Raw genomic sequence first — 20,433 nt, 5'->3', positions numbered from 1 at the left:
TATTGCTTCATTATAACACGATTTAGGCTTTTTCTCTATCCAGATTGCCTTTTTATAAAATTTTAGTGAATTTTTTCAGATATGATTTGACAAGACAAATCTTTTGGTGTAGAATCATGTTATAAAATCTAACACAAAGGAGATTCCTTATGGCTTTAGTAGAATTTGAACACGTCGAAAAATATTACGGAGACTACCATGCACTCCGCGACATCAATCTCCGTTTTGAAAAAGGGCAAGTCGTTGTACTCCTAGGCCCTTCTGGTTCTGGGAAATCCACTCTTATCCGCACCATCAATGGTTTGGAGGCTGTTGATAAAGGAAGTCTTCTAGTAAATGGGCACCAAGTTGCTGGTGCCAGCCAGAAAGATTTGGTTCCTCTTCGCAAGGAAGTCGGCATGGTTTTCCAGCATTTTAACCTTTACCCTCACAAAACAGTGTTAGAAAACGTAACACTCGCACCCATAAAAGTTCTAGGAATTGATAAAAAAGAAGCTGAAAAAACAGCCCAAAAATATCTAGAATTTGTAAATATGTGGGACAAAAAAGATTCTTATCCAGCCATGCTATCCGGTGGACAAAAACAACGAATTGCCATTGCTCGTGGACTCGCTATGCATCCTGAACTCCTTCTCTTTGATGAACCAACATCTGCCCTTGACCCTGAAACCATCGGTGATGTTCTGGCTGTTATGCAAAAATTGGCCCACGAGGGTATGAATATGATTGTCGTTACCCATGAAATGGGCTTCGCCCGTGAAGTTGCTGACCGCATTATCTTTATGGCTGACGGAGAAGTTTTGGTAGATACGACCGATGTCGATGACTTTTTCGACAATCCAAGCGAACCCCGTGCCCAACAATTCCTCAGCAAAATCATCAACCACGAAAGTGACAAAGTCAAATAAGGAGTAGCCTATGAAAAAGAAATTCTTTTTATCCGCATTATTGATTAGCCTTTTCAGCCTTGCTGCTACAAAACCAGTCCAGGCTGATACCAGCGTCGCAGACATTCAAAAGAGAGGCGAGCTGGTTGTCGGTGTCAAACAAGACGTTCCCAATTTTGGTTACAAGGATCCCAAGACAGGGACCTATTCTGGTATCGAAACTGACTTGGCCAAGATGGTAGCAGATGAGCTCAAGGTAAAGGTTCGCTATGTGCCTGTCACAGCGCAAACTCGTGGCCCCCTTCTAGACAATGAACAGGTCGATATGGATATCGCGACCTTTACCATCACAGACGAACGCAAAAAACTCTACAACTTCACCAGCCCCTACTACACGGACGCATCTGGCTTTTTGGTCAATAAGTCTGCCAAATTCAAAAGCATTGAGGACCTAAACGGAAAAACCATCGGTGTTGCCCAAGGTTCCATCACCCAACGCCTGATTACTGAACTGGGTAAAAAGAAAGGTCTAACCTTTAAATTCGTCGAACTTGGTTCCTACCCAGAATTGATTACTTCCCTTCACGCTCATCGAATTGATGCCTTTTCCGTTGACCGCTCGATTCTGTCTGGTTACATCAGTAAACGGACAGAACTACTAGATGATAGTTTCAAGCCATCTGACTACGGTATCGTTACCAAGAAATCAAACACCGAACTCAACGACTATCTCGATAACTTGGTTACTAAATGGAGCAAGGATGGCAGTTTGCAAAAACTCTATGACCGTTACAAGCTCAAACCATCTAACCATACTGCAGATTAAGGAGGATACCCTATGACAGATTTATCATCTTGGATAGCCTATTTTCAGGATTTTGGACAATTTTTCAATGGCTTCCTCTTCACCCTTGCCCTAGCGATTGGATCCTTTATCCTAGCCATGGTTTTAGGCATCTTCTTCGGAGCCATGTCAACCAGTAAACGTCCGATATTGAGAATTTTGGCTCGTATCTTTGTAGAATTTTATCAAAACACTCCCCTCTTGGTGCAGTTTGTCATCGTTTTTTATGGTCTACCTCTTATCAGTGACCACACCATCATGATTCCGATTTATTGGACAGCCGTTCTCTGCGTGGGACTCTATCACGGTGCCTATATTGCTGAGGTGATTCGCTCAGGTATTCAGTCTATTCCTAGCGGTCAGATGGAAGCCGCCTTATCGCAAGGTTTTACCTATATCAGTGCCATGCGCTTGATTATCTTGCCTCAGGCCTTCCGTATTATTCTCCCTCCTTTGACCAACCAAATCGTCAACCTCATCAAGAATACCTCCACAGTCGCTATCATTTCTGGTGTAGACTTGATGTTTGTGACCAAATCTTGGTCGGCTCTTAACGGAAACTACATCCCAGCCTTTCTAGGTGCTGCCCTTCTCTACTTTTCTCTATGCTTCCCTGTTGCCCAGTTTGGTCGCAAGATGGAGCAAGCCAACAAAAAAGCCTATTCACTTTAGGAGGTTACTATGGAATCCATTTTAGAAGTTTTAACCCCAGATAACCTAGTCTTTATCTTTAAAGGATTTGGCTTGACCCTCTATATTTCTCTAATTGCCATCGTTCTATCTACCCTTATCGGAACAGCGCTAGCAGTTATGAGAAATGGGAAAAATCCTGTCTTGCGCATTATTTCCAGCATTTATATCGAGTTTGTGCGTAACGTTCCCAACCTCCTCTGGATCTTTACTATCTTCTTAGTTTTCAAGATGAAATCCACTCCAGCAGGAATCACTGCCTTTACTCTCTTTACCTCAGCGGCCCTAGCTGAGATTATTCGAGGCGGTCTCAATGCCGTAGACAAGGGGCAGTACGAAGCAGGAATGTCACAAGGATTCACCTCAACCCAAATCCTCTACCACATCATTCTTCCACAAGCTATTCGTAAAATGCTGCCTGCCATCATTTCTCAGTTTGTAACCGTGATTAAGGATACCAGTCTTCTCTACTCTGTTATCGCCCTACAAGAACTCTTTGGAGCTAGCCAAATTCTCATGGGCCGTTATTTCGAACCAGAGCAAGTCTTCAGTCTTTATATCCTGATTGCCCTCATCTACTTCAGCTTTAACCTAGCAATCTCTAGCCTGTCTCATATGCTAGCAAAACGTTGGCAACAAGCTGCAGAATAAAAAATAACTCTCCACTTCAATTGGAGAGTTTTTTGATGAGAACAGAGATTTACACACCTAGATTTGACACCATACTTTTTCTATGATAAAATGTAACAAATTTATTTACAACAAATCAAATCTAAATGAAATGGAATTTTCTATGAAATCAATCAAAGGACTACTCTTTATCATAGCTAGTTTTGTCTTGACTATTTTGACTTGGATGGGCACTTCTCCCCAATTCATGATTCCAGGACTAGCTTTAACAAGCCTATCTCTGACCTTTATCCTAGCCACTCGTCTCCCACTACTAGAAAGCTGGTTTCACGGTTTGGAGAGAGTCTATACTGTTCACAAATTCACAGCCTTTCTATCCATCATTCTACTCATCTTTCATAACTTTAGTATGGGCGGTTTGTGGGGCTCTCGCTTAGCCGCTCAGTTTGGCAATCTTGCCATCTATATCTTTGTCAGTATCATCCTTGTCGCCTATTTAGGCAAATACATCCAATACGAAGCTTGGCGATGGATTCACCGCCTGGTTTATCTAGCCTATATTTTTGGACTCTTTCACGTCTATATGATGATGGGCAATCGCCTCCTCACATTTAATCTTCTAAGTTTTCTTGTTGGTAGCTATGCCCTTTTAGGGTTGCTAGCTGGTTTTTATATCATTTTTCTATATCAAAAGATTGGTTTCCCCTACCTAGGGAAAATTACCAATCTCAAACTCTTAAACCACGATACTAGAGAAATTCAAATCCATCTTAGCAGACCTTTCAACTATCAATCAGGCCAATTTGCCTTCCTAAAGATTTTCCAAGAAGGCTTTGAAAGTGCTCCGCATCCCTTTTCTATCTCAGGAGGTCATGGTCAAACTCTTTACTTTACTGTCAAAAATTCAGGCGACCATACCAAGAATATCTATGACAATCTTCAAGTCGGCAGCAAAGTAAGCGTGGACAGAGCTTACGGACACATGATCATAAAAGAAGGACGAAAAAATCAGGTTTGGATTGCTGGAGGTATTGGGATCACACCCTTCATCTCTTACATCCGTGAACATCCTATTTTAGATAAACAGGTTCACTTCTACTATAGCTTCCGCGGAGATGAAAATGCAGTCTACCTAGATTTGCTCCGTGACTATGCTCAGAAAAATCCTAATTTTGAACTCCATCTGGTAGACAGTACAAAAGACGGATATCTTAATTTTGAAGAAAAAGAAGTAGCCGAACATGCAACCGTCTATATGTGTGGTCCTCTTTCTATGATGAAGTCACTTGCCAAACAGATTAAGAAACAAAATCCAAAAGCAGAGCTTATTTATGAAGGATTCAAGTTCAAATAATCATACTCTTCGAAAATCAAATTCAAACCACGTCAGCGTCGCCTTACCGTACTCAAGTACAGCTTGCGGCTAGCTTCCTAGTTTGCTTTTTGATTTTCATTGAGTATCAATCACATTCTCCTGGGATTTCCCAGGAGTTTTTTCTGCCCAAAAACTCAAAAAACACTGCCAGATTTCTCTAGCAGTGTTTTGAGTTTCATTTATCTTAGTAAACTGTTCTTTCAGTTTCTACATCGAAGAAATGTGCTTTGTTTAAGTCAAATCCAAGTTCAACTGTTGCACCTGTTTGCAAGTAGTCACGAGCGTCAACTTTGGCAACAAATTCATCTTTACCAACTTGGCAGTAAAGGTGAGATTCTGAACCAAGCAATTCTGATACAGAGATAGTCGCTTTTACAACTGATTCTGGGAATGTTTCAAGGAAAGCAGGTTCTGCATTCACATCTTCTGGACGGATACCGAAGATCAATTCTTTACCTTCATAGCCTTTTTCACGAAGAACTTTCAATGCTCCTTCTGGCACTTTCAAACGGAAACCGTCTGAAACAATTTCGCTACCAACCAGTTTCACGTTGATGAAGTTCATAGCTGGGCTTCCGATGAATCCTGCTACAAATTTGTTAACTGGGTTTTTGTAAACTTCTTGAGGAGAACCAATTTGTTCCACACGTCCGATAGTACCTGTACCAGCAGGGTTCTTAGTTGCTGACATGATAACGATACGGTCTGCAAGTGTCATAGCTTCTGTTTGGTCGTGAGTTACGTAGATAGTTGTAGCTCCGATACGACGGTGGATTTTAGCGATTTCAGCACGCATTGATACACGAAGTTTGGCATCCAAGTTTGACAAAGGCTCGTCCATCAAGAATACTTTTGCGTCACGAACGATCGCACGACCCATGGCAACACGTTGACGTTGACCACCTGAAAGGTCAGCAGGTTTACGTTCCAAGAACTCTTTCAATCCAAGGATTTCAGCTGCTTCTTGTACACGTTTGTCAATATCTTCCTTGCTGTATTTACGCAATTTCAAACCGAAAGCCATGTTATCATAAACAGTCATGTGTGGGTAAAGAGCGTAGTTTTGGAATACCATGGCGATGTCACGGTCTTTTGGAGCTACGTCATTGACAACCACGCCATCGATAGATGCAGTACCTTCTGTGATGTCTTCAAGACCAGCAATCATACGAAGAGTAGTTGATTTACCACATCCTGAAGGACCTACGAAAACGATAAATTCTTTGTCTTTGATGTCCAAGTTGAAGTCTTCAACTGAGTAGTGTTCGCTGTTTGGATATTTTTTGTAAATGTTTTTAAGATTCAATTCTACCATGAGGTGAACTCCTTTTGTCTTTTGATAGTTTTATTATAGATGAAAACGCTTTACATTTCTATGGCAAGATGACCAAAAAAATAAAAAAGTTCTGTGCAACTTGCACAAAACTTTAGAGAATATCTGGTAAAATCAATTGATAACACAAGGTCAGATCGGTCAATTCCTTCAACTGAAGCCCAGTCAATTCTTCCCATTTATCAATCTTGTATTGGAGAGAATTGCGGTGTAAATAGAGTTGCTGGGCTGTTTTTGTTAGGACAGCACTATTTTCCCAAAGAGAGAGAATGATTTCCTGAATCTGATCCTGATCCAAAATCATCTGGTGCAAGCATTCCTTGATTGCTCTCAGGTTCACAAGTCTTTCTCCCACACTCCAAAGATAGAGTTGTGAAAAAGTGTGAACACCTTGGTGACCCTGACGCCACCAAGTCTTAAACAAATCCCGCTCTGCTTTGATCAAGTCTGATAGGGCTTGATGCCCCGTCTGAGACCAAACTTGACCTAGCATAATAGACAGACGCAATCCAAAGTCATACTCAACTGCTTCAATCGTATCAGATAAGATTGAACGTACAGAGGTGTACTTATCTTGTTGGAGAACAAAAATGTAATCCTGAGCTCCGACCTGAATCACCGTCTGACAGTTAGGAAAAAGAGTCCGCATCATATCTAGCCAAGAAGCTAGATTTTCCTGCTGAAAATAGGAAAGATGACAATAAACCAACTGAATCTTTTTAAAAACTTGTGGTGCTTGTCCCTTTCCCTCAATCAGATAAGAATACCAAGGATTGAGCGAACCAGCCTGCTCCTGCTGGGTTAAAAGGGCAACCAACTGCTTTTCACGCTCACTAAGCCCAGCTTCCTCCAGTAAAATCCACTGCTGAGAAGCTAAAGGGAGCGTGAGATAGCCTTCTTTCTCTACTGGTTGGTCTGAAATCTGAGCCTCAGGAAACCAGTCTTGTAGTTCTTTTGCTATCATGTCCTAGACCTCCACTTTTTGGATGCACCACAAAATCAAGCTCTCAAGACGTTCCAGATTTTCAGTCATATGAAGATAGCCCATGACTGCTTCAAAACCTGTGGACATACGGTAAGTCACCACATCGGCATTTTTAGCCTTTGTGTGGCTATTAGTATTGCGACCACGTTTGTAGATTTCCTCTTCTTTTTCCGTCAGGACTTGCTCCTCCAACATGAGGGAAATTAGGCGAGCCTGAGCCTTGGCTGAAACATACTTGGTCGCCTCTTGGTGGAGTTTATTGGGCTTGGTCATGCCTTTGAGGATGAGATGACGGCGAATATACATAGAATACACCGCATCTCCTTCAAAGGCTAGCGCAATCCCGTTAATGAGATTGACATCAATCACGTGTCCACCTCACTCCATCTTTGGTGTCAAGTAGCTTAATCCCTTGAGCAGCCAATTGGTCACGGATCTGGTCCGCTGTCGCAAAGTCACGATTGGCACGCGCTTCTTGGCGTTTTTGGATCAAGTCTTCAATCTCTGCATCCAAAACTTCCTCAATAAAGACAATTCCAAAGACCTCTAACATAGCCGCAAGAGCTTCCTTAACACTTGCATCATAGTTGCCAGAATTGATCCACTTGGCCATTTCAAAGACAACTGTGATACCGTTGGCAGCGTTAAAATCTTCATCCATAGCTGCTACAAACTTATCTTTAAAGGCTTGTAACTCTTGAGCATCTACAGTTCCAGTAAATGGTTGCTCATAAGTGTTCTTCAGATACTTGAGATTGGTCTCTGCATCGCGCACTGCCTTTTCTGTAAAGTTGATAGGCTTGCGATAATGTTGAGTCGCAAAGAAGAATCGAAGGACTTGCCCATCAAGAGTGTTAAGGGCATCATGTACGGTAATAAAATTGCCCAAGGATTTGGACATCTTGACATTGTCGATATTAACAAAACCATTGTGCATCCAGTAGTTGGCAAAGGTCTTGCCTGTTTTGGCTTCTGACTGGGCAATTTCATTGGTATGGTGTGGAAACTCTAGGTCGGCTCCACCACCGTGGATATCAATAGTATCGCCCAAAATCTCTGTTGACATAACCGAACACTCGATATGCCAGCCCGGACGACCAGGTCCCCAAGGACTGTCCCAAGAAATCTCGCCTGGTTTGGCAGATTTCCAGAGGGCAAAGTCTACAGGATTTTCCTTGCGAGCCGTTTCTTCATCGGTACGACCTGAAGCACCTAGTTCCAAATCTTCCAAGGTTTTGTTAGCCAACTTGGCATAGTTGTGGGATTTTTCCACACGGAAATAGACATCTCCTTGGCTCTCATAAGCAAAACCTTTTCCAATCAAATCTTCCACAAAGCGGATGATGTCAGCCATAAACTCCACCACACGCGGATGGCGGGTCGCAGGTTTGACGCCCAAGGCTGTCACATCCTCACGAAAGGCAGCGATGTACTTGTCCGCAACCTCCTGAGGCGTAATACCTTCTTCCTTGGCACGGTTGATAATCTTATCATCCACATCCGTAAAATTGGAAATATAGGCGACGTCATAACCACGGTATTCAAAATAGCGACGAATGGTATCAAAAGCTACCGTTGAACGAGCATTTCCCACGTGGATATAGTTGTACACGGTTGGCCCACAAACATACATCTTGACTTTGCCGTCCTCAATCGGGACAAATTCTCGCAAATCACGAGACATGGTGTCGTAAATTTTAATCATGCGGTCCACTCCCTTCTCTATTTCTGACTTTTTCGGCTGAAAACCAGCTCTGCAAAAGGACCAAATTGTCTGAGGCTATCTAGTTGGTAAAAGCGCTGTCCTTCCTCTTGGGTAAAGAGGGGAACCCCCTTTCCTAGGATAAGGGGCGCTATCTGAATAATGAGATGGTCGAAAAGATCCGCATCCAAGAGCGGTCCTACCAAGGAATTACCACCAATCACAAAGATATTTTTGCCTTTGTCAATCTGGCGAACAAAGTCCACCACATCCCCAGCTACTGGCTGGTAATTGCTGACAGGCAGGTGCCTATCATGCGTAAAGACATAGTTTTCCGTAGCTTGATAAAAACGTTCTACATCTTGCAAATCTTGGATTTCCTCAAAGGTCCGCTTGCCCATGATGGTGATATCCATTTGCCTGTAAAAGTCATCATAGCCTGTATCCTCTACAGAACCAAGCTGATGCAGCCAGTCTATCCTGTGCTGGCTGTCTGCCAAGTAGCCATCCATGGTGATACAGCCGTAAAAATATACTGCCATTCTTGTAGTTTCCTTTCTAGTTCTGCTTCGCCTTTACTTAGCGGGATAGACCCAGATGATTAGACATAAGCTAATCAAAGTATTCAGTAAAATCCTTGCTGGACAAGAAAAATAAGCCAGAAAACAGCAATTCCAATCTGTAGCAGAACGGTTCATTCTTAAACATTCAAGCGCCTCTCCTGTCTACTTCCGGCTCAAGGTGTCATAGATTTTAATCATAAAATAATAGTCAGGAAAACTAAAATCCGAGCACAGTTAGTTTCATCACTAAGAGTTCAATTGAATTTCAGTTCGAATGTCTCTACACTTCGGAATCCCTTGCTCCTTTATCATTCAGATAAACCACCTGAGTCTGTTTGGCAAAGCCAATCTTTTCATATAAGCGTTTGGCACCTACATTGCTATCTTCCACTGCAATCTGAAATTCCTTGTCGTTTTGCTCAATTAGTTGGTTGACAAGGGATTTTGCTAAATAGCTTCCATAGCCTTTCCCACGTTCAGGTTCCGATATTGCTAAACCGTAGAAGTAATTCGTATTAGTCGATAAATCTACCGTGCAAGTTCCAATAACCTGACCGTCTTTTAACAAAATATATAAGCGACTTTCTGGATCCTTCAGAGCTTCAGCGACATATCTATCCACAACTTCTCTAGATTCATGTTCCTCTGAGAATGCCTGAAATTTTAACTGACTGATTTGCTCCTGATACGAACTATCTGCTAACAAAACTTCAAGATTAGAAACCTTTGCTAACGGATAAGGTCTTCTACCCTTACCTAACCAGGTTTCTGTATCCTCGTCCTCGACCAATCCCCAGTTGCTGACAAAATCAGGATAACTATCTAGAAAAACACGCTCTGTCTGAAAAGTAACTGAACGAATCGGAAAAGAAGCTGTTTCTCTCTCAAAACTAGTAAGCAATGCACGTGCAATTCCCTGACGGCGATGAGCTGGATGAACCAGTATCGTCACTTCTACATCTTGATCATCTGCATAGACAGTTAATAAACCAACAAGTTCGCCTTTTTCATAATAAAGGAAAAAGGCGGGCATGTTTGGGTCAAAATTAAGCATGTTAGAGAGATAGGGTTCACGATAGGTACCGTCATAGTTTTGACAACAGTTAATTAGTTTTTTCGCCTCAGATAACTCCTCTTGGCTTAACTCACTCCTTGCTTGAATCATATAGATATCCTCTACAAACCAGAAGATCTGTGACTGGCATCTTTAGCCTGCTCAAGTTTATTGACATAGTACTCTCGTTTTTCTTCGACTTCGTGAATGACCGGCTCATCCTTCTTACCATGAAGGCGGACAATCTTAGCAGGAATACCGACAACCGTCACATCGCTAGGAACATCTGCAACAACAACCGCTGCAGCACCGACTTTGGCATTTTCACCGATTTCTACCGGTCCAATGACTTGAGCATGAGCAGAGATGAGAGCTCCCTTTCGCACGGTCGGATGGCGTTTGCCAACATCCTTACCAGTTCCACCAAGAGTTACTCCGTGGTAAAGCATAACGCCTTTTTCAACAATCGCTGTCTCCCCAATCACCAGACCAGAACCATGGTCGATAAAGACACCTGAATCAATATGAGCACCTGGATGAATCTCAATCTGAGTCCAAAAGCGCCAAAACTGACTGTGCATACGAGCCAAGAGTTTAAAGCCGTGATTCCAGAGAAAATGTGAAAGACGGTGGGCCGCCAAGGCTTTGACACCTGGATAAGTCAGTAAAACCTCCAAAGTGGTGCGGGCCGCTGGATCATTTTCTTTTACGATATCAATGGTTTCGCGCCACCATCCCATACATTTCTCCTTTTCTTATTCTGAATCTTTTGGTGTTTCTGTAAATTCTTTCTTAGGTTTGTGGTCCTTGTGATGACGTGGGCGGTGAGGACGCTCAGACTTCTCACCCTTTTCATCATGCTCAGGCTTTGGTGGACGAGGAAGAAGAGCTTTCATAGAAGCATCCACACGTCCTTTTTCATCAATCTTAATAACCTTAACATCGACTTCATCACCGATTTCTACCAAGTCCTCTACACGGTTAGTTCGCGTCCAAGCCATTTCAGAGATATGAACAAGGGCATCTGTCTTATCAAAGAGGTTGACAAAGGCACCAAATTTCTCGATACGAACTACTTTAGCACGGTAAACTTCGTCCACCTTAGCTTCACGGACCAAACCAGCAATAATTTCTTTAGCACGGTTAATAGCATCTTGGTCGCTAGAGTAGATAGACACATTTCCTTCTTCGTCAATATCAATCTTAACGCCTGTTTCAGCGATAATCTTGTCGATGGTTTCTCCACCCTTACCGATGACAATCTTGATTTTATCCACATCAATCTTGATGGTATCAATTTTCGGAGCAGTTGGAGCCAATTCTGGACGAACTTCTGGAATGGTTGCTTCAATCACATCAAGGATTTCAAAACGAGCTTTCTTGGCTTGGGCCAAAGCTTCCGTCAAGATTTCTGCAGTAATCCCTTGGATCTTGATATCCATTTGAAGGGCTGTAATCCCGTCACGAGTACCTGCAACCTTAAAGTCCATATCTCCAAAGTGGTCTTCCAAACCTTGGATATCTGTCAAGACTGTATAGTTGTTTCCATCTGAGATGAGACCCATGGCAATCCCTGCTACTGGTGCCTTGATTGGCACACCACCAGCCATAAGGGCAAGAGTTCCCGCACAGATAGAAGCTTGAGACGAAGAACCATTTGATTCCAAGACTTCTGCTACCAGACGGATAGCGTATGGGAATTCTTCCAAGCTTGGCAAGACTTGAGCAAGGGCACGCTCACCGAGAGCACCGTGACCAATTTCACGACGACCAGGCGCACCGTAACGACCTGTTTCCCCTACAGAGTATTGAGGGAAGTTATAGTGGTGCATAAAGCGTTTCTTGTACTCTGGATCCAAACCATCAATGATTTGAGTTTCTCCCATCGGAGCCAAGGTCAAGACTGAAAGAGCCTGAGTTTGTCCACGAGTGAAAAGACCTGAACCGTGCACACGAGGAAGAAAGTCAACAACCGCATCCAAAGGACGGATTTCATCGACCTTACGACCGTCAGGACGTACCTTGTCTTCTGTAATCAAACGGCGCACTTCTGCGTGTTCCATTTGTTCCAAGATTTCAGCCACATCACGCATGATGCGGTCAAATTCTTCGTGATCCGCATATTTTTCTTGGTAAACTGCAGTTACTTGGTCTTTGACTGCTTGAGTTGCAGCTTCACGAGCCAATTTTTCTTCTACTTGGACCGCTTTTTGAAGGTCGCTATTGTAGGCCGCGATAATTTCAGCTTGCAAGTCAGCATCCACATGAAGCAATTCTACTTCTGCTTTTTCCTTACCAACTGCGGCAACGATTTCTTCTTGGAAGACAATCAATTCTTTAACAGCTTCATGCCCTTTAAGAAGGGCTTCCAACATGATTTCTTCTGACAATTCTTTAGCACCAGACTCTACCATGTTGATGGCATGTTTGGTACCAGCTACTGTCAATTCAAGGAGAGATTGCTCTGCTTGTTCTTGCGTAGGGTTGATGATGATTTGACCATCCACATAGCCAACCTGTACCCCAGCGATTGGTCCGTCAAATGGAATATCTGAGATAGAAAGCGCTAAAGAAGAACCAAACATAGCTGCCATAGGTGCAGAGGCATTTTCATCATAAGAAAGTACTGTGTTAATCACTTGCACTTCATTACGGAAACCTTCCGCAAACATAGGACGGATTGGACGGTCAATCAAACGCGCTGTCAAAGTCGCATCTGTTGAAGGACGTCCTTCACGTTTCATAAAGCCACCAGGAAACTTCCCAGCCGCATACATTTTTTCTTCGTAGTTGACTTGGAGTGGGAAGAAATCCCCAGTTGCCATCTTCTTAGACATAACTGCAGCAGTCAAGACAGTTGACTCACCGTAACGCACGACAACAGAGCCATTTGCTTGCTTAGCAACTTGACCAGTCTCTACGATTAACTCACGACCCGCAAAAGTCGTTTGAAACACTTGTTTTGTCATTTTAATCCCCTTTGGATTGATAATATTATACGTCTTGTCTACAAAAATCAAGATACTAAGCCGTTAAGCAACTCAAAGGAAAATAGGAAATCGGACGACGGAGCGACTGCTCTTAGGCAGATTTATCTTTTTCCACAGAGTTGTAGGCGTGTTCAATTCTCAAGATACCAAGGACTTCAAAAGCAAAGTAAAAATAGGAAACTGACGAAGTATTCGATGAAGACAAGACAGTTTATCTTTTTTACACAGCTTTTCGGCCGGGTTCAATTAATCAAGATACAAATCATTAGAAAGTTTTGATACTAAAGTATCTAAACCTTTCACGCTAATCGCTATCAGGCGATTAGCTAAATGCTTTACTAACTCTCTCGTCAAATAACGTCGATTTGACTCGTTCGTGTCGCTCAAACTAAATACTGAAAAGAACAAATTATTAAAAAATTTCTGTCATAAAATTGAGAATCGACAAAGCCTTTGAAACTTAAATACCCTCATCTTTGTATCAAGTACGTACAGAGTCTATTTTATCATATTTTTCTTAAAAAGTGCGGTCTGTACCATTAAAAAGGAACCATTCCCCTCACTTGAGAAGAATGGTTTGCTTTTTATTATCCTAGAGACTGATGATTAAACAAGGCATGAGTTGCTTGGTGGATGTATTTTGCTGTATCCGCATTGTTCATGGTGTAAAGATGCACACCTGCAACATCTTGAGTTACCAAGTCCACGATTTGGTCCACTGCATAGGCAAGTCCTGCTGCTCTGAGCGACTCAGGGTCATGCTCATACTTGTCTAAGATGGCTTTAAATTTGCGTGGAAGATGGATATTCTCACAAGTCTTCAAGAGACGGAGAGCCTGATTTCGATTCAGAATTGGCATAATCCCTGCATGAATGGGAACATCAATCCCAGCCAAGATGCACTTGTCTTGGAAATCATAGAGGCGCTCATTGTCAAAGAAAAGCTGAGTTACAAGGCTCGAGCAGCCTGCATCCACTTTCTTCTTGAGATTTTGGATATCTGAAATCTGACTTGGCGAATCTGGATGCCCTTCTGGATAGCAAGCTCCAATAATATCAAAGTGAGGGGCTTGTTCCTTAATGAACTCAATCAAGTCGGTTGCGTAGCGAAAATCTTTCTGTGGCTCTACATCTGGAATGATATCCCCACGAAGAGCCAAGATTTTCTGCACCCCAACCTTGTCCAAGTCAGCAATGGTTTCAGCAACCTTGTCCTTGGTCAAATAGATAGCTGGCAAGTGAGCAATAGTCGGAATCGCCAAGTCATTTTGGATAAAGTCAGCCAAACGGACCGTCGTTTCCTTGATATTAAATTTATTATTGCTGGCAGTTACACTGATAAAGTGGGGAGCCAACTCCTGCATATCTTGAAGAGCAGAAATAATGTTATCATTACCCACTGCTGGGTTTGGAGGGAACACTTCAAATGAGAGTGACGGTGTTTGGCGTGACATAGTCATTATCCTTTTCTAGTTGATTTTTTCGTTAGCTGGATTCCTAGAATCCAAGTAAAACGGGCAAATTGACCAAACAGTGCTTCTAGAGAAATCTTGTCTTACAATTTCTCACGCGCAGCTTTAGCTGCTTCAACAAGGCGGATCAAGCTTTCTTTTGTTTCTGGAATACCGCGTGTTTTCAAACCACAGTCTGGGTTAATCCAAACTTTCTTGCTTGGCACTTTAGCAAGGATGGCTTCGATTGTGTGGTCGATTTCGCCTTCATTTGGCACACGAGGTGAGTGGATATCGTAAACCCCAGGGCCCACTTCTGTTTGGAAGTTTTTCGCTTTGAGTTCGTCCAAGATTTCAAGGTTTGAACGGCTAGCTTCAAAGGAAATAACATCTGCATCCATATTGTCGATAGCTGGGATGATATCTGTAAATTCTGAGTAACACATGTGAGTGTGGATTTGTGTGTCTGGCGCTACTGTTGAGTGTACCAAGCGGAAGGCAGGAATAGCCCAGTCAAGGTAGTCTTCGTACCAGTCGCTACGACGGAGTGGCAATTTCTCACGAAGAGCAGCCTCGTCGATTTGGATGATTTTCACACCAGCAGCTTCAAGGTCAAGCACTTCATCCTTAATAGCAAGGGCGATTTGAAGAGTAGAATCCTTGATAGAGATGTCTTCACGTGGGAATGACCAGTTGAGGATGGTAACAGGTCCAGTCAACATACCTTTAACAGGTTTGTTTGTACGGCTTTGTGCATAGCTAGACCATTTAACAGTGATAGGGTTGAGACGAGTGACATCACCCCAGATGATTGGTGGTTTCACCCCACGCATACCGTATGATTGTACCCAACCATTTTTAGAGAAGAGGTAACCTGACAAGTTTTGACCGAAGTACTCAACCATGTCATTACGCTCGAACTCACCGTGAACAAGGACATCAAAGTCGATGTCTTCTTGCCATTTGATCCATTCGTCAATTGTTTCAGCAAGGAAAGCATCGTACTCTTCTTGAGACAATTCACCTTTACGGTAAGCCAAACGTTTAGCACGAACTTCTTTTGTTTGAGGGAATGAACCGATAGTTGTTGTTGGAAGAGCTGGAAGTTTGAAAGCTTCTTCTTGGAGAGCTTCACGTTCTGCAAAGACTGGCAAACGAGTGTAGTCTGCGTCCGTCAATCCAGCGATACGCGCACGAAGTTCCGCATTTTCACCCACACGCTCAGTCGCAAAGAGTTCTTTGTTGGCTGCAAGTGCTTCTTCACCTTGACCGTTGCGGATAGCATCCAAGTCACGGATTTCATCCAATTTTTCAACTGCAAAGGCAAAGTGGTTCAAGATTGCTGGTTCAAATTCTTCATTAGCAGTTGTAAATGGCACATGAAGAAGTGAGCATGAACTTGTCAAGACAATGTTTTCAGCTGGAATTTGTTCAAGAACAGCCAAGCTCTTTTCGTAGTTGTTGCGCCAGATGTTTTTACCATTGACAATACCTGCATAGAGAGTCTTGTCAGCTGGGAAACCACCTTTAACCAATTCAAGAGTTTTCTTACCTTCAACGAAATCAAGACCGATAGCATCTACTGGCAATTTCACAAGGTCAGCGTAAACGTCACGAACGTCTCCGAAGTAAGTTTGAAGCAAGACCTCAAGACCTTTTTTGTCAGCCAAGAGTTTGTTGTAGAGATTCAAGAAGAGAGCTTTTTCTTCAGCTGTCAAGTCTTTTACAAGAGCCGCTTCATCCAATTGGATGCGAGTTGCACCAAGTTCAGCCAATTTTGCAAAAACTTCTTGGTAAGCAGCCACTAAGCTGTCTACGAAGTCTTCTGATTTCACGCCTTCTTCAAAATCTGACAATTGAAGGAAAGTGAATGGACCTACAAGAACAGGACGAGTGTTGAGACCAAGTTCTTTTGCTTCTTGGAACTCATCGAAGATCTTGTGACCTGCAAGTTTAACTTGAGTGTCTTTTTCAAATTTAGGAACGATGTAGTGGTAGTTGGTGTTGAACCATTTCTTCATTGGAAGGGCGCGAACGTCCCCTTTTTCTCCTTGGTAACCACGACCCAAAGCGAAGTAGCGCTCAAGATCAGACAAGTCCAAGTTTTGAACTGAAGCAGGTACCACGTTGAAAAGGAAAGCTGCATCTAGGAAGTTGTCATAGTGAGAAAAGTCATTTGATGGGATTTCAGTGATGCCTTTTTCTTTGACAATGTTCCAGTGTTTAGCACGCAAGTCTTTTGCTGCAGCAAGGAGTTCTTCTTCTGTGATTTCTTTTCTAAAGTATTTTTCAGTTGTAAATTTTAATTCGCGGAATTCGCCCAAACGAGGGAAACCGATGATTGTAGTTGACATGATGTGTCCTCCAAAATTTGTTGTTGAAACTATCTTAACAGAAAAGAAATCATCTGTATAATTGTAAAAAATTAGGCTTTGATATAGTTTGAAACTATATCTCCATTTTAGAAAAAAGAAAAAGACCTGAGACAAATACCTCAAATCCTTTGTGTAGCTTGTTTTATAGCTTTATTTCAGTTAGACGGTTCAAACGCGTTATTAGTAATTCTTATAAGTGACTATGGCTTGTTATTAGAAAAGACTATAGGTTGATTTTTCTATATTATACACTTGAGGCACTATAACTGTTAAATTTGTTAAAGTTTTCCAACTTCTTTCTATCAACTCTTTCTCTGTTCGAGGGGGACGACTGCTAATGTCTTTCCTAAACTGGCTAAAACTTTCAAGACCGTATCCAACTGAGGACTAGTCTTACCTGTTTCCATCCTAGCTATAACCTGCTGGCTTACTCGACTAAGTTCTTCTAGCTTTTTCTGGCTGATTCCTTGCTCATGTCTGGCCTCAATCAACTCACTCATAATAACCACTCGCATATCACTTTCAAGAATTTCCTCCTTGGTAAAGAGTTCTGACCTGACATCCTTCCAGTTACTCCCAATAGCACTATTCTTCATCACTTAACCCTCTTTCTTTTAAGTCCTTCAACTCACGCTTGGCTTTTTCAATCTCTCTTCTAGGAGTTTTCTGAATATTTTTGACAAAATGATGTAAAAGAACAAAACTACCATCGACCCATGCTACAAATAAAATTCGATCTCTCAGTGGTCTTAGTTCCCAAATCTCATCTTCCAAATGTTTGATATAGGGTTCCCCAGCTCTCGACCCATGCTGACTAAGCAACTCGATATAGTCATTTAGTTTATTGAGTTTGATGCGGCTATCCTTACTTTTCTGACTAGCCAATTCTCTCATATAATCCAAAACTGGCTCGTTTCTATTTTTGTCCTTATAGAAGTAAATCGTATGCACCAAGCTACCTCTTTCTAATTTAATTATAACTCAAAAGTTATTAAAAGTAAATCTGAACACTCATAAAAAGAAGACCTTAGAAAAACTCTAAAGGTCTCATCTTTATTATTCGAAAAAATTACGAAAAGAGTTATAAAATGCTGATAATTCTTACGTTTACTTCAGCTCAATCCCCTTCTCTCGGAGATTAGCCAGACACTCCTCATAGTAGGCAACGTCATGTTCGCTGTATATAGGACTAGTCAACTTTTCCTCTACTAAGTCTTGATAAGAAGGGCAAGTTTTACCGCGGTAGTTCTTGTCCAGCCACTCTGAACTGACATTATAGCCACGGTCAGCCATTTCCTTCATGATCAAGCGATGATAGGCATAGAGACGATAGGGCGAGTGAGTAAAGACATAGTCCACCGTCGCATGCTTTCTGCCCCAGCCATTGCCACGCAGGGCACAACACTCTCGATGTTGTCCCAAGAGTTGAGGACGAGGGAGTTGTGAAATTAAGTCCTCATGCCAAAGTCTCATGGGAGTCTCCTTTCAATAAAGTCGAATGTTGCAAGTAGGTATTTGGATATCGTTCAAGCAAATCTCGAGTCTTAGTGATCAAGTCTTTCTTAGAAGCCTGACCAAAGCGGTAGCGATCCAACAAGAGCATATAGTCCTTGCGCTCAGCATCTGTCGCTTTCTTTTTGAAATAGCCCCAAATATGCTGAAAAGCATTGCAAACCTGACCTCTGTGTTCTGGAATCTGGCAGGCACGGTCAATCATCTCTTGAACCTGACTCAGCTCCACCACTTCTTGCTTGAGATACTGGCGAATATCCTTGTAAATATTGCTAGAATGGCTCAAAACAAGGTATTTATTTTCCGCCCAGAGTTGTTGACAAAGGGCACGTTGATTGTTGTTATTCATAATTGACATTATACCATGTTTACTCTAAGAACTCTGCCATTTTTACATCGTAAGCATTCTGTAGATTGAGCCAGGTTTGCATGGAAACTCCGCTTAGCTTGGCTAACTTATGAGCCATTTCTTTACTAATGGACTCCTCAGCATTGACGAGCTTGCTGACAGTCTTTGCTGAAACTCCCAAACGCTTCGCAAATTCCTTCTGCGTTACGTTATACTCTTCAATCAACTCTTCAACATACTGACCTGGATGAAAAGCAATCAGATCTTTGTATTCAACAATTTTATTACTCATAGTAATCGCTGACCCCCTCTTTTTTATGATTTCAATAGGACTTGGAAACACTTTTTCTAAGTCCTCATCACGAAATTCTACAATCAACCGATTTGATCAAATTAAATTATCTTTTAGGTAATTTAATTGTAGCATCTTTTGAAAATAAAAACCAACCAAACATAAATTTGGCTGGTTTTCTTACATTGATTCTATACTACTGCAATTTTTGACGTTTCAAATGCAAATCGATTTTTAATTAACGAATTAATTTGCGAATTTGAATTAATAATTTTTAAATCTTTTCTAATTCGCTCAAATGAATAATCACTTAATAAATTAATAAATGCTGAATTAACAAATGACGTACTTACATATGGAACCGATTCAAACGATATAACGACTGTTTGATTCGCTTCAAATGCTCTTTTGATTTTGTCAAGTATAACTAAACCCGATTGATTATCTGAATAATTGTTCACAATATTTTTCACTTCAATCGTTACCATAAAAACTCCTCCTCTTCTTCTAAGTCATATAGATGTTCATTAGATACATCAATTACTAATTCGAAAAAAGTACCTGGATATGACTCAATAAAAGATTTTGTTTTAACAATTTCGTTGTTAAATATTTCAATCATACCACAATTTGAAAGAATTGTCACTTTAGAAACTTCATTTTTTGTTAAAGTATTCATTATATTAGACAAGCCTGCACCTCTATTTTGTGGTACAGATTGAGAAGAAACTCCCTCTTGTAGTGCATATTCTATCAACTTATTATCTGATAATTCTAAATTAAATTTTTCACGAATAGTCGTCGGTATTCCTACACCAAAGTCTGATATTGAGATAATGATTTCGTTCTTCTTTGGATAGTACTGACCAAAGATACAACCTATTTTTTCAGTTGAATGATCCGAAATATTATTAAATATCTCGTCAATAGCTACACAGATTGATGAAAAATCATTTTTTCTCTTCGTCTGTTTCTGCAACCATATCATGAGATCTAATTGTTTCCATTGATTAATTCTACTTGTTTCAACATGTTTCAAAGTCAATGTCGTAGGCCGTAAACTAGGTTTTTTGAAAATACCCTCTTGACCAAAATTCTTAAAGAATCCACAATCAGATAAATAATTCATCACTTTCCTATTTTCAACATTGTCTATATCAGTATCAACAACAAATGTAACCTCAATCTGCTTGTTTTTTTCAGCCCATTTAATAATATTACTCAAGGAAACCATACCAGAAGGCTCAGAGAATTCAATTCTTCTCATATCAATTTGAATCTCCGAACCAATTTCTGAATTAGTTACGTAGTCTCTAAATTTAATAACAACCTCTCTAATTGATTCTTTATTTAAACGCTTAGGAAGTACAATCGTATCCATTTATTCCTCTTTTCTTTCCT

Annotated in this window: 21 protein-coding genes and 1 pseudogene; 5 read left to right on the top strand and 17 right to left on the bottom strand. The window is 41.4% G+C overall.

Going from position 1 to position 20,433, the window contains the following annotated elements; all coding sequences use genetic code 11:
- Positions 1–149: 149 nt before the first annotated feature.
- From ACORHU_RS02490 to ACORHU_RS02470, 5 genes are all read left to right on the top strand, one after another.
- Positions 150–908 carry an amino acid ABC transporter ATP-binding protein gene (locus tag ACORHU_RS02490; RefSeq protein WP_001229571.1) on the top strand — a complete coding sequence of 253 codons (759 nt, stop codon included), beginning with the start codon at positions 150–152 and terminating at the stop codon, positions 906–908.
- 10 nt (positions 909–918) lie between these two features.
- Positions 919–1,713: a transporter substrate-binding domain-containing protein gene (locus ACORHU_RS02485; RefSeq protein WP_434364681.1), complete on the top strand. Its 795-nt coding sequence runs from the start codon at positions 919–921 to the stop codon at positions 1,711–1,713.
- 12 nt (positions 1,714–1,725) lie between these two features.
- The gene (locus tag ACORHU_RS02480) at positions 1,726–2,403 is read left to right on the top strand and encodes an amino acid ABC transporter permease (RefSeq protein WP_225742319.1); all 678 of its coding nucleotides are present in this window, start codon (positions 1,726–1,728) and stop codon (positions 2,401–2,403) included.
- 9 nt (positions 2,404–2,412) lie between these two features.
- Positions 2,413–3,072 carry an amino acid ABC transporter permease gene (locus tag ACORHU_RS02475; RefSeq protein WP_434364680.1) on the top strand — a complete coding sequence of 220 codons (660 nt, stop codon included), beginning with the start codon at positions 2,413–2,415 and terminating at the stop codon, positions 3,070–3,072.
- A 142-nt stretch (positions 3,073–3,214) separates the two neighbouring features.
- Entirely contained in the window at positions 3,215–4,405 is a 1,191-nt protein-coding gene (locus ACORHU_RS02470) for a ferredoxin reductase family protein (RefSeq protein ID WP_434364679.1), read from the top strand.
- A 205-nt stretch (positions 4,406–4,610) separates the two neighbouring features.
- Here the strand turns inward: ACORHU_RS02470 and ACORHU_RS02465 are convergent, their stop codons facing one another.
- From ACORHU_RS02465 to ACORHU_RS02385, 17 genes and pseudogenes are all read right to left on the bottom strand, one after another.
- Positions 4,611–5,741 carry an ABC transporter ATP-binding protein gene (locus ACORHU_RS02465; RefSeq protein WP_000229948.1) on the bottom strand — a complete coding sequence of 377 codons (1,131 nt, stop codon included), beginning with the start codon at positions 5,739–5,741 and terminating at the stop codon, positions 4,611–4,613.
- A gap of 112 nt (positions 5,742–5,853) precedes the next feature.
- Complete coding sequence (locus tag ACORHU_RS02460; RefSeq protein ID WP_434364678.1) at positions 5,854–6,723, bottom strand: helix-turn-helix domain-containing protein; 870 nt, start codon at positions 6,721–6,723, stop codon at positions 5,854–5,856.
- 3 nt (positions 6,724–6,726) lie between these two features.
- Complete coding sequence (locus tag ACORHU_RS02455) at positions 6,727–7,113, bottom strand: Mini-ribonuclease 3 (protein ID WP_414366912.1); 387 nt, start codon at positions 7,111–7,113, stop codon at positions 6,727–6,729.
- Positions 7,106–8,449 carry a cysteine--tRNA ligase gene (gene cysS / locus ACORHU_RS02450; protein ID WP_049534107.1) on the bottom strand — a complete coding sequence of 448 codons (1,344 nt, stop codon included), beginning with the start codon at positions 8,447–8,449 and terminating at the stop codon, positions 7,106–7,108. The genes ACORHU_RS02455 and cysS overlap by 8 nt, the downstream gene beginning before the upstream one ends.
- Positions 8,450–8,466: 17 nt before the next feature.
- On the bottom strand, positions 8,467–8,988 hold the full coding sequence (locus tag ACORHU_RS02445; RefSeq protein WP_000301972.1) for a dihydrofolate reductase family protein: 522 nt from the start codon (positions 8,986–8,988) through the stop codon (positions 8,467–8,469).
- A gap of 301 nt (positions 8,989–9,289) precedes the next feature.
- Complete coding sequence (locus ACORHU_RS02440; protein ID WP_434364677.1) at positions 9,290–10,174, bottom strand: GNAT family N-acetyltransferase; 885 nt, start codon at positions 10,172–10,174, stop codon at positions 9,290–9,292.
- An 11-nt stretch (positions 10,175–10,185) separates the two neighbouring features.
- Positions 10,186–10,803, bottom strand: coding sequence for a serine O-acetyltransferase (cysE, locus tag ACORHU_RS02435; RefSeq protein WP_070481883.1), 618 nt, complete (start codon positions 10,801–10,803; stop codon positions 10,186–10,188).
- A 15-nt stretch (positions 10,804–10,818) separates the two neighbouring features.
- Positions 10,819–13,032, bottom strand: coding sequence for a polyribonucleotide nucleotidyltransferase (gene pnp, locus ACORHU_RS02430; protein WP_434364676.1), 2,214 nt, complete (start codon positions 13,030–13,032; stop codon positions 10,819–10,821).
- A 608-nt stretch (positions 13,033–13,640) separates the two neighbouring features.
- The gene (metF, locus tag ACORHU_RS02425) at positions 13,641–14,507 is read right to left on the bottom strand and encodes a methylenetetrahydrofolate reductase [NAD(P)H] (RefSeq protein ID WP_153197352.1); all 867 of its coding nucleotides are present in this window, start codon (positions 14,505–14,507) and stop codon (positions 13,641–13,643) included.
- 101 nt (positions 14,508–14,608) lie between these two features.
- Positions 14,609–16,858 carry a 5-methyltetrahydropteroyltriglutamate--homocysteine S-methyltransferase gene (gene metE, locus ACORHU_RS02420; RefSeq protein WP_414337880.1) on the bottom strand — a complete coding sequence of 750 codons (2,250 nt, stop codon included), beginning with the start codon at positions 16,856–16,858 and terminating at the stop codon, positions 14,609–14,611.
- A 323-nt stretch (positions 16,859–17,181) separates the two neighbouring features.
- Positions 17,182–17,475, bottom strand: a complete 294-nt coding sequence (locus ACORHU_RS02415) for a helix-turn-helix domain-containing protein (protein WP_261012838.1) — start codon at positions 17,473–17,475, stop codon at positions 17,182–17,184.
- Positions 17,465–17,830 carry a type II toxin-antitoxin system RelE/ParE family toxin gene (locus tag ACORHU_RS02410; RefSeq protein ID WP_285306376.1) on the bottom strand — a complete coding sequence of 122 codons (366 nt, stop codon included), beginning with the start codon at positions 17,828–17,830 and terminating at the stop codon, positions 17,465–17,467. The genes ACORHU_RS02415 and ACORHU_RS02410 overlap by 11 nt, the downstream gene beginning before the upstream one ends.
- A gap of 156 nt (positions 17,831–17,986) precedes the next feature.
- A complete protein-coding gene (locus tag ACORHU_RS02405) occupies positions 17,987–18,352 on the bottom strand; it encodes a TIGR02328 family protein (protein ID WP_285306375.1) in 366 nt (121 codons plus the stop codon).
- Positions 18,336–18,740, bottom strand: coding sequence for a YbgA family protein (locus ACORHU_RS02400; protein ID WP_285306396.1), 405 nt, complete (start codon positions 18,738–18,740; stop codon positions 18,336–18,338). The genes ACORHU_RS02405 and ACORHU_RS02400 overlap by 17 nt, the downstream gene beginning before the upstream one ends.
- Before the next feature lie 22 nt (positions 18,741–18,762).
- Positions 18,763–19,032 (bottom strand): annotated as a pseudogene (locus tag ACORHU_RS02395) (HigA family addiction module antitoxin); the annotation flags it as partial.
- Positions 19,033–19,223: 191 nt separating this feature from the next.
- Positions 19,224–19,520 (bottom strand): STAS-like domain-containing protein, encoded by a 297-nt coding sequence (locus ACORHU_RS02390; protein WP_285306374.1) that lies wholly within the window; start codon positions 19,518–19,520, stop codon positions 19,224–19,226.
- On the bottom strand, positions 19,514–20,413 hold the full coding sequence (locus tag ACORHU_RS02385; protein ID WP_285306373.1) for an ATP-binding protein: 900 nt from the start codon (positions 20,411–20,413) through the stop codon (positions 19,514–19,516). Before ACORHU_RS02385 ends, ACORHU_RS02390 begins: the two co-directional genes overlap by 7 nt.
- Positions 20,414–20,433: the final 20 nt, after the last annotated feature.

Origin of the sequence: Streptococcus sp. KHUD_015, assembly GCF_051106265.1 — a bacterium.
In the GTDB taxonomy this organism is placed as follows: Bacteria; Bacillota; Bacilli; order Lactobacillales; family Streptococcaceae; genus Streptococcus.
Note: the sequence above shows the minus strand (reverse complement) of the source record. Positions and strands in the feature narration are given on the sequence as shown.

What these genes read in the sequence shown, in the direction of transcription:
- ACORHU_RS02465 (WP_000229948.1), bottom strand. Translation starts at nt 5,741, where the DNA reads ATGGTAGAATTGAATCTTAAAAACATTTACAAAAAATATCCAAACAGC.
- ACORHU_RS02445 (WP_000301972.1), bottom strand. Translation starts at nt 8,988, where the DNA reads ATGGCAGTATATTTTTACGGCTGTATCACCATGGATGGCTACTTGGCA.
- pnp (WP_434364676.1), bottom strand. Translation starts at nt 13,032, where the DNA reads ATGACAAAACAAGTGTTTCAAACGACTTTTGCGGGTCGTGAGTTAATC.
- ACORHU_RS02475 (WP_434364680.1), top strand. Translation starts at nt 2,413, where the DNA reads ATGGAATCCATTTTAGAAGTTTTAACCCCAGATAACCTAGTCTTTATC.
- ACORHU_RS02485 (WP_434364681.1), top strand. Translation starts at nt 919, where the DNA reads ATGAAAAAGAAATTCTTTTTATCCGCATTATTGATTAGCCTTTTCAGC.
- ACORHU_RS02470 (WP_434364679.1), top strand. Translation starts at nt 3,215, where the DNA reads ATGAAATCAATCAAAGGACTACTCTTTATCATAGCTAGTTTTGTCTTG.
- ACORHU_RS02490 (WP_001229571.1), top strand. Translation starts at nt 150, where the DNA reads ATGGCTTTAGTAGAATTTGAACACGTCGAAAAATATTACGGAGACTAC.
- ACORHU_RS02460 (WP_434364678.1), bottom strand. Translation starts at nt 6,723, where the DNA reads ATGATAGCAAAAGAACTACAAGACTGGTTTCCTGAGGCTCAGATTTCA.
- ACORHU_RS02390 (WP_285306374.1), bottom strand. Translation starts at nt 19,520, where the DNA reads ATGGTAACGATTGAAGTGAAAAATATTGTGAACAATTATTCAGATAAT.
- ACORHU_RS02405 (WP_285306375.1), bottom strand. Translation starts at nt 18,352, where the DNA reads ATGAGACTTTGGCATGAGGACTTAATTTCACAACTCCCTCGTCCTCAA.
- ACORHU_RS02400 (WP_285306396.1), bottom strand. Translation starts at nt 18,740, where the DNA reads ATGAATAACAACAATCAACGTGCCCTTTGTCAACAACTCTGGGCGGAA.
- ACORHU_RS02480 (WP_225742319.1), top strand. Translation starts at nt 1,726, where the DNA reads ATGACAGATTTATCATCTTGGATAGCCTATTTTCAGGATTTTGGACAA.
- ACORHU_RS02385 (WP_285306373.1), bottom strand. Translation starts at nt 20,413, where the DNA reads ATGGATACGATTGTACTTCCTAAGCGTTTAAATAAAGAATCAATTAGA.
- metF (WP_153197352.1), bottom strand. Translation starts at nt 14,507, where the DNA reads ATGTCACGCCAAACACCGTCACTCTCATTTGAAGTGTTCCCTCCAAAC.
- metE (WP_414337880.1), bottom strand. Translation starts at nt 16,858, where the DNA reads ATGTCAACTACAATCATCGGTTTCCCTCGTTTGGGCGAATTCCGCGAA.
- cysE (WP_070481883.1), bottom strand. Translation starts at nt 10,803, where the DNA reads ATGGGATGGTGGCGCGAAACCATTGATATCGTAAAAGAAAATGATCCA.
- ACORHU_RS02415 (WP_261012838.1), bottom strand. Translation starts at nt 17,475, where the DNA reads ATGAAGAATAGTGCTATTGGGAGTAACTGGAAGGATGTCAGGTCAGAA.
- cysS (WP_049534107.1), bottom strand. Translation starts at nt 8,449, where the DNA reads ATGATTAAAATTTACGACACCATGTCTCGTGATTTGCGAGAATTTGTC.
- ACORHU_RS02440 (WP_434364677.1), bottom strand. Translation starts at nt 10,174, where the DNA reads ATGATTCAAGCAAGGAGTGAGTTAAGCCAAGAGGAGTTATCTGAGGCG.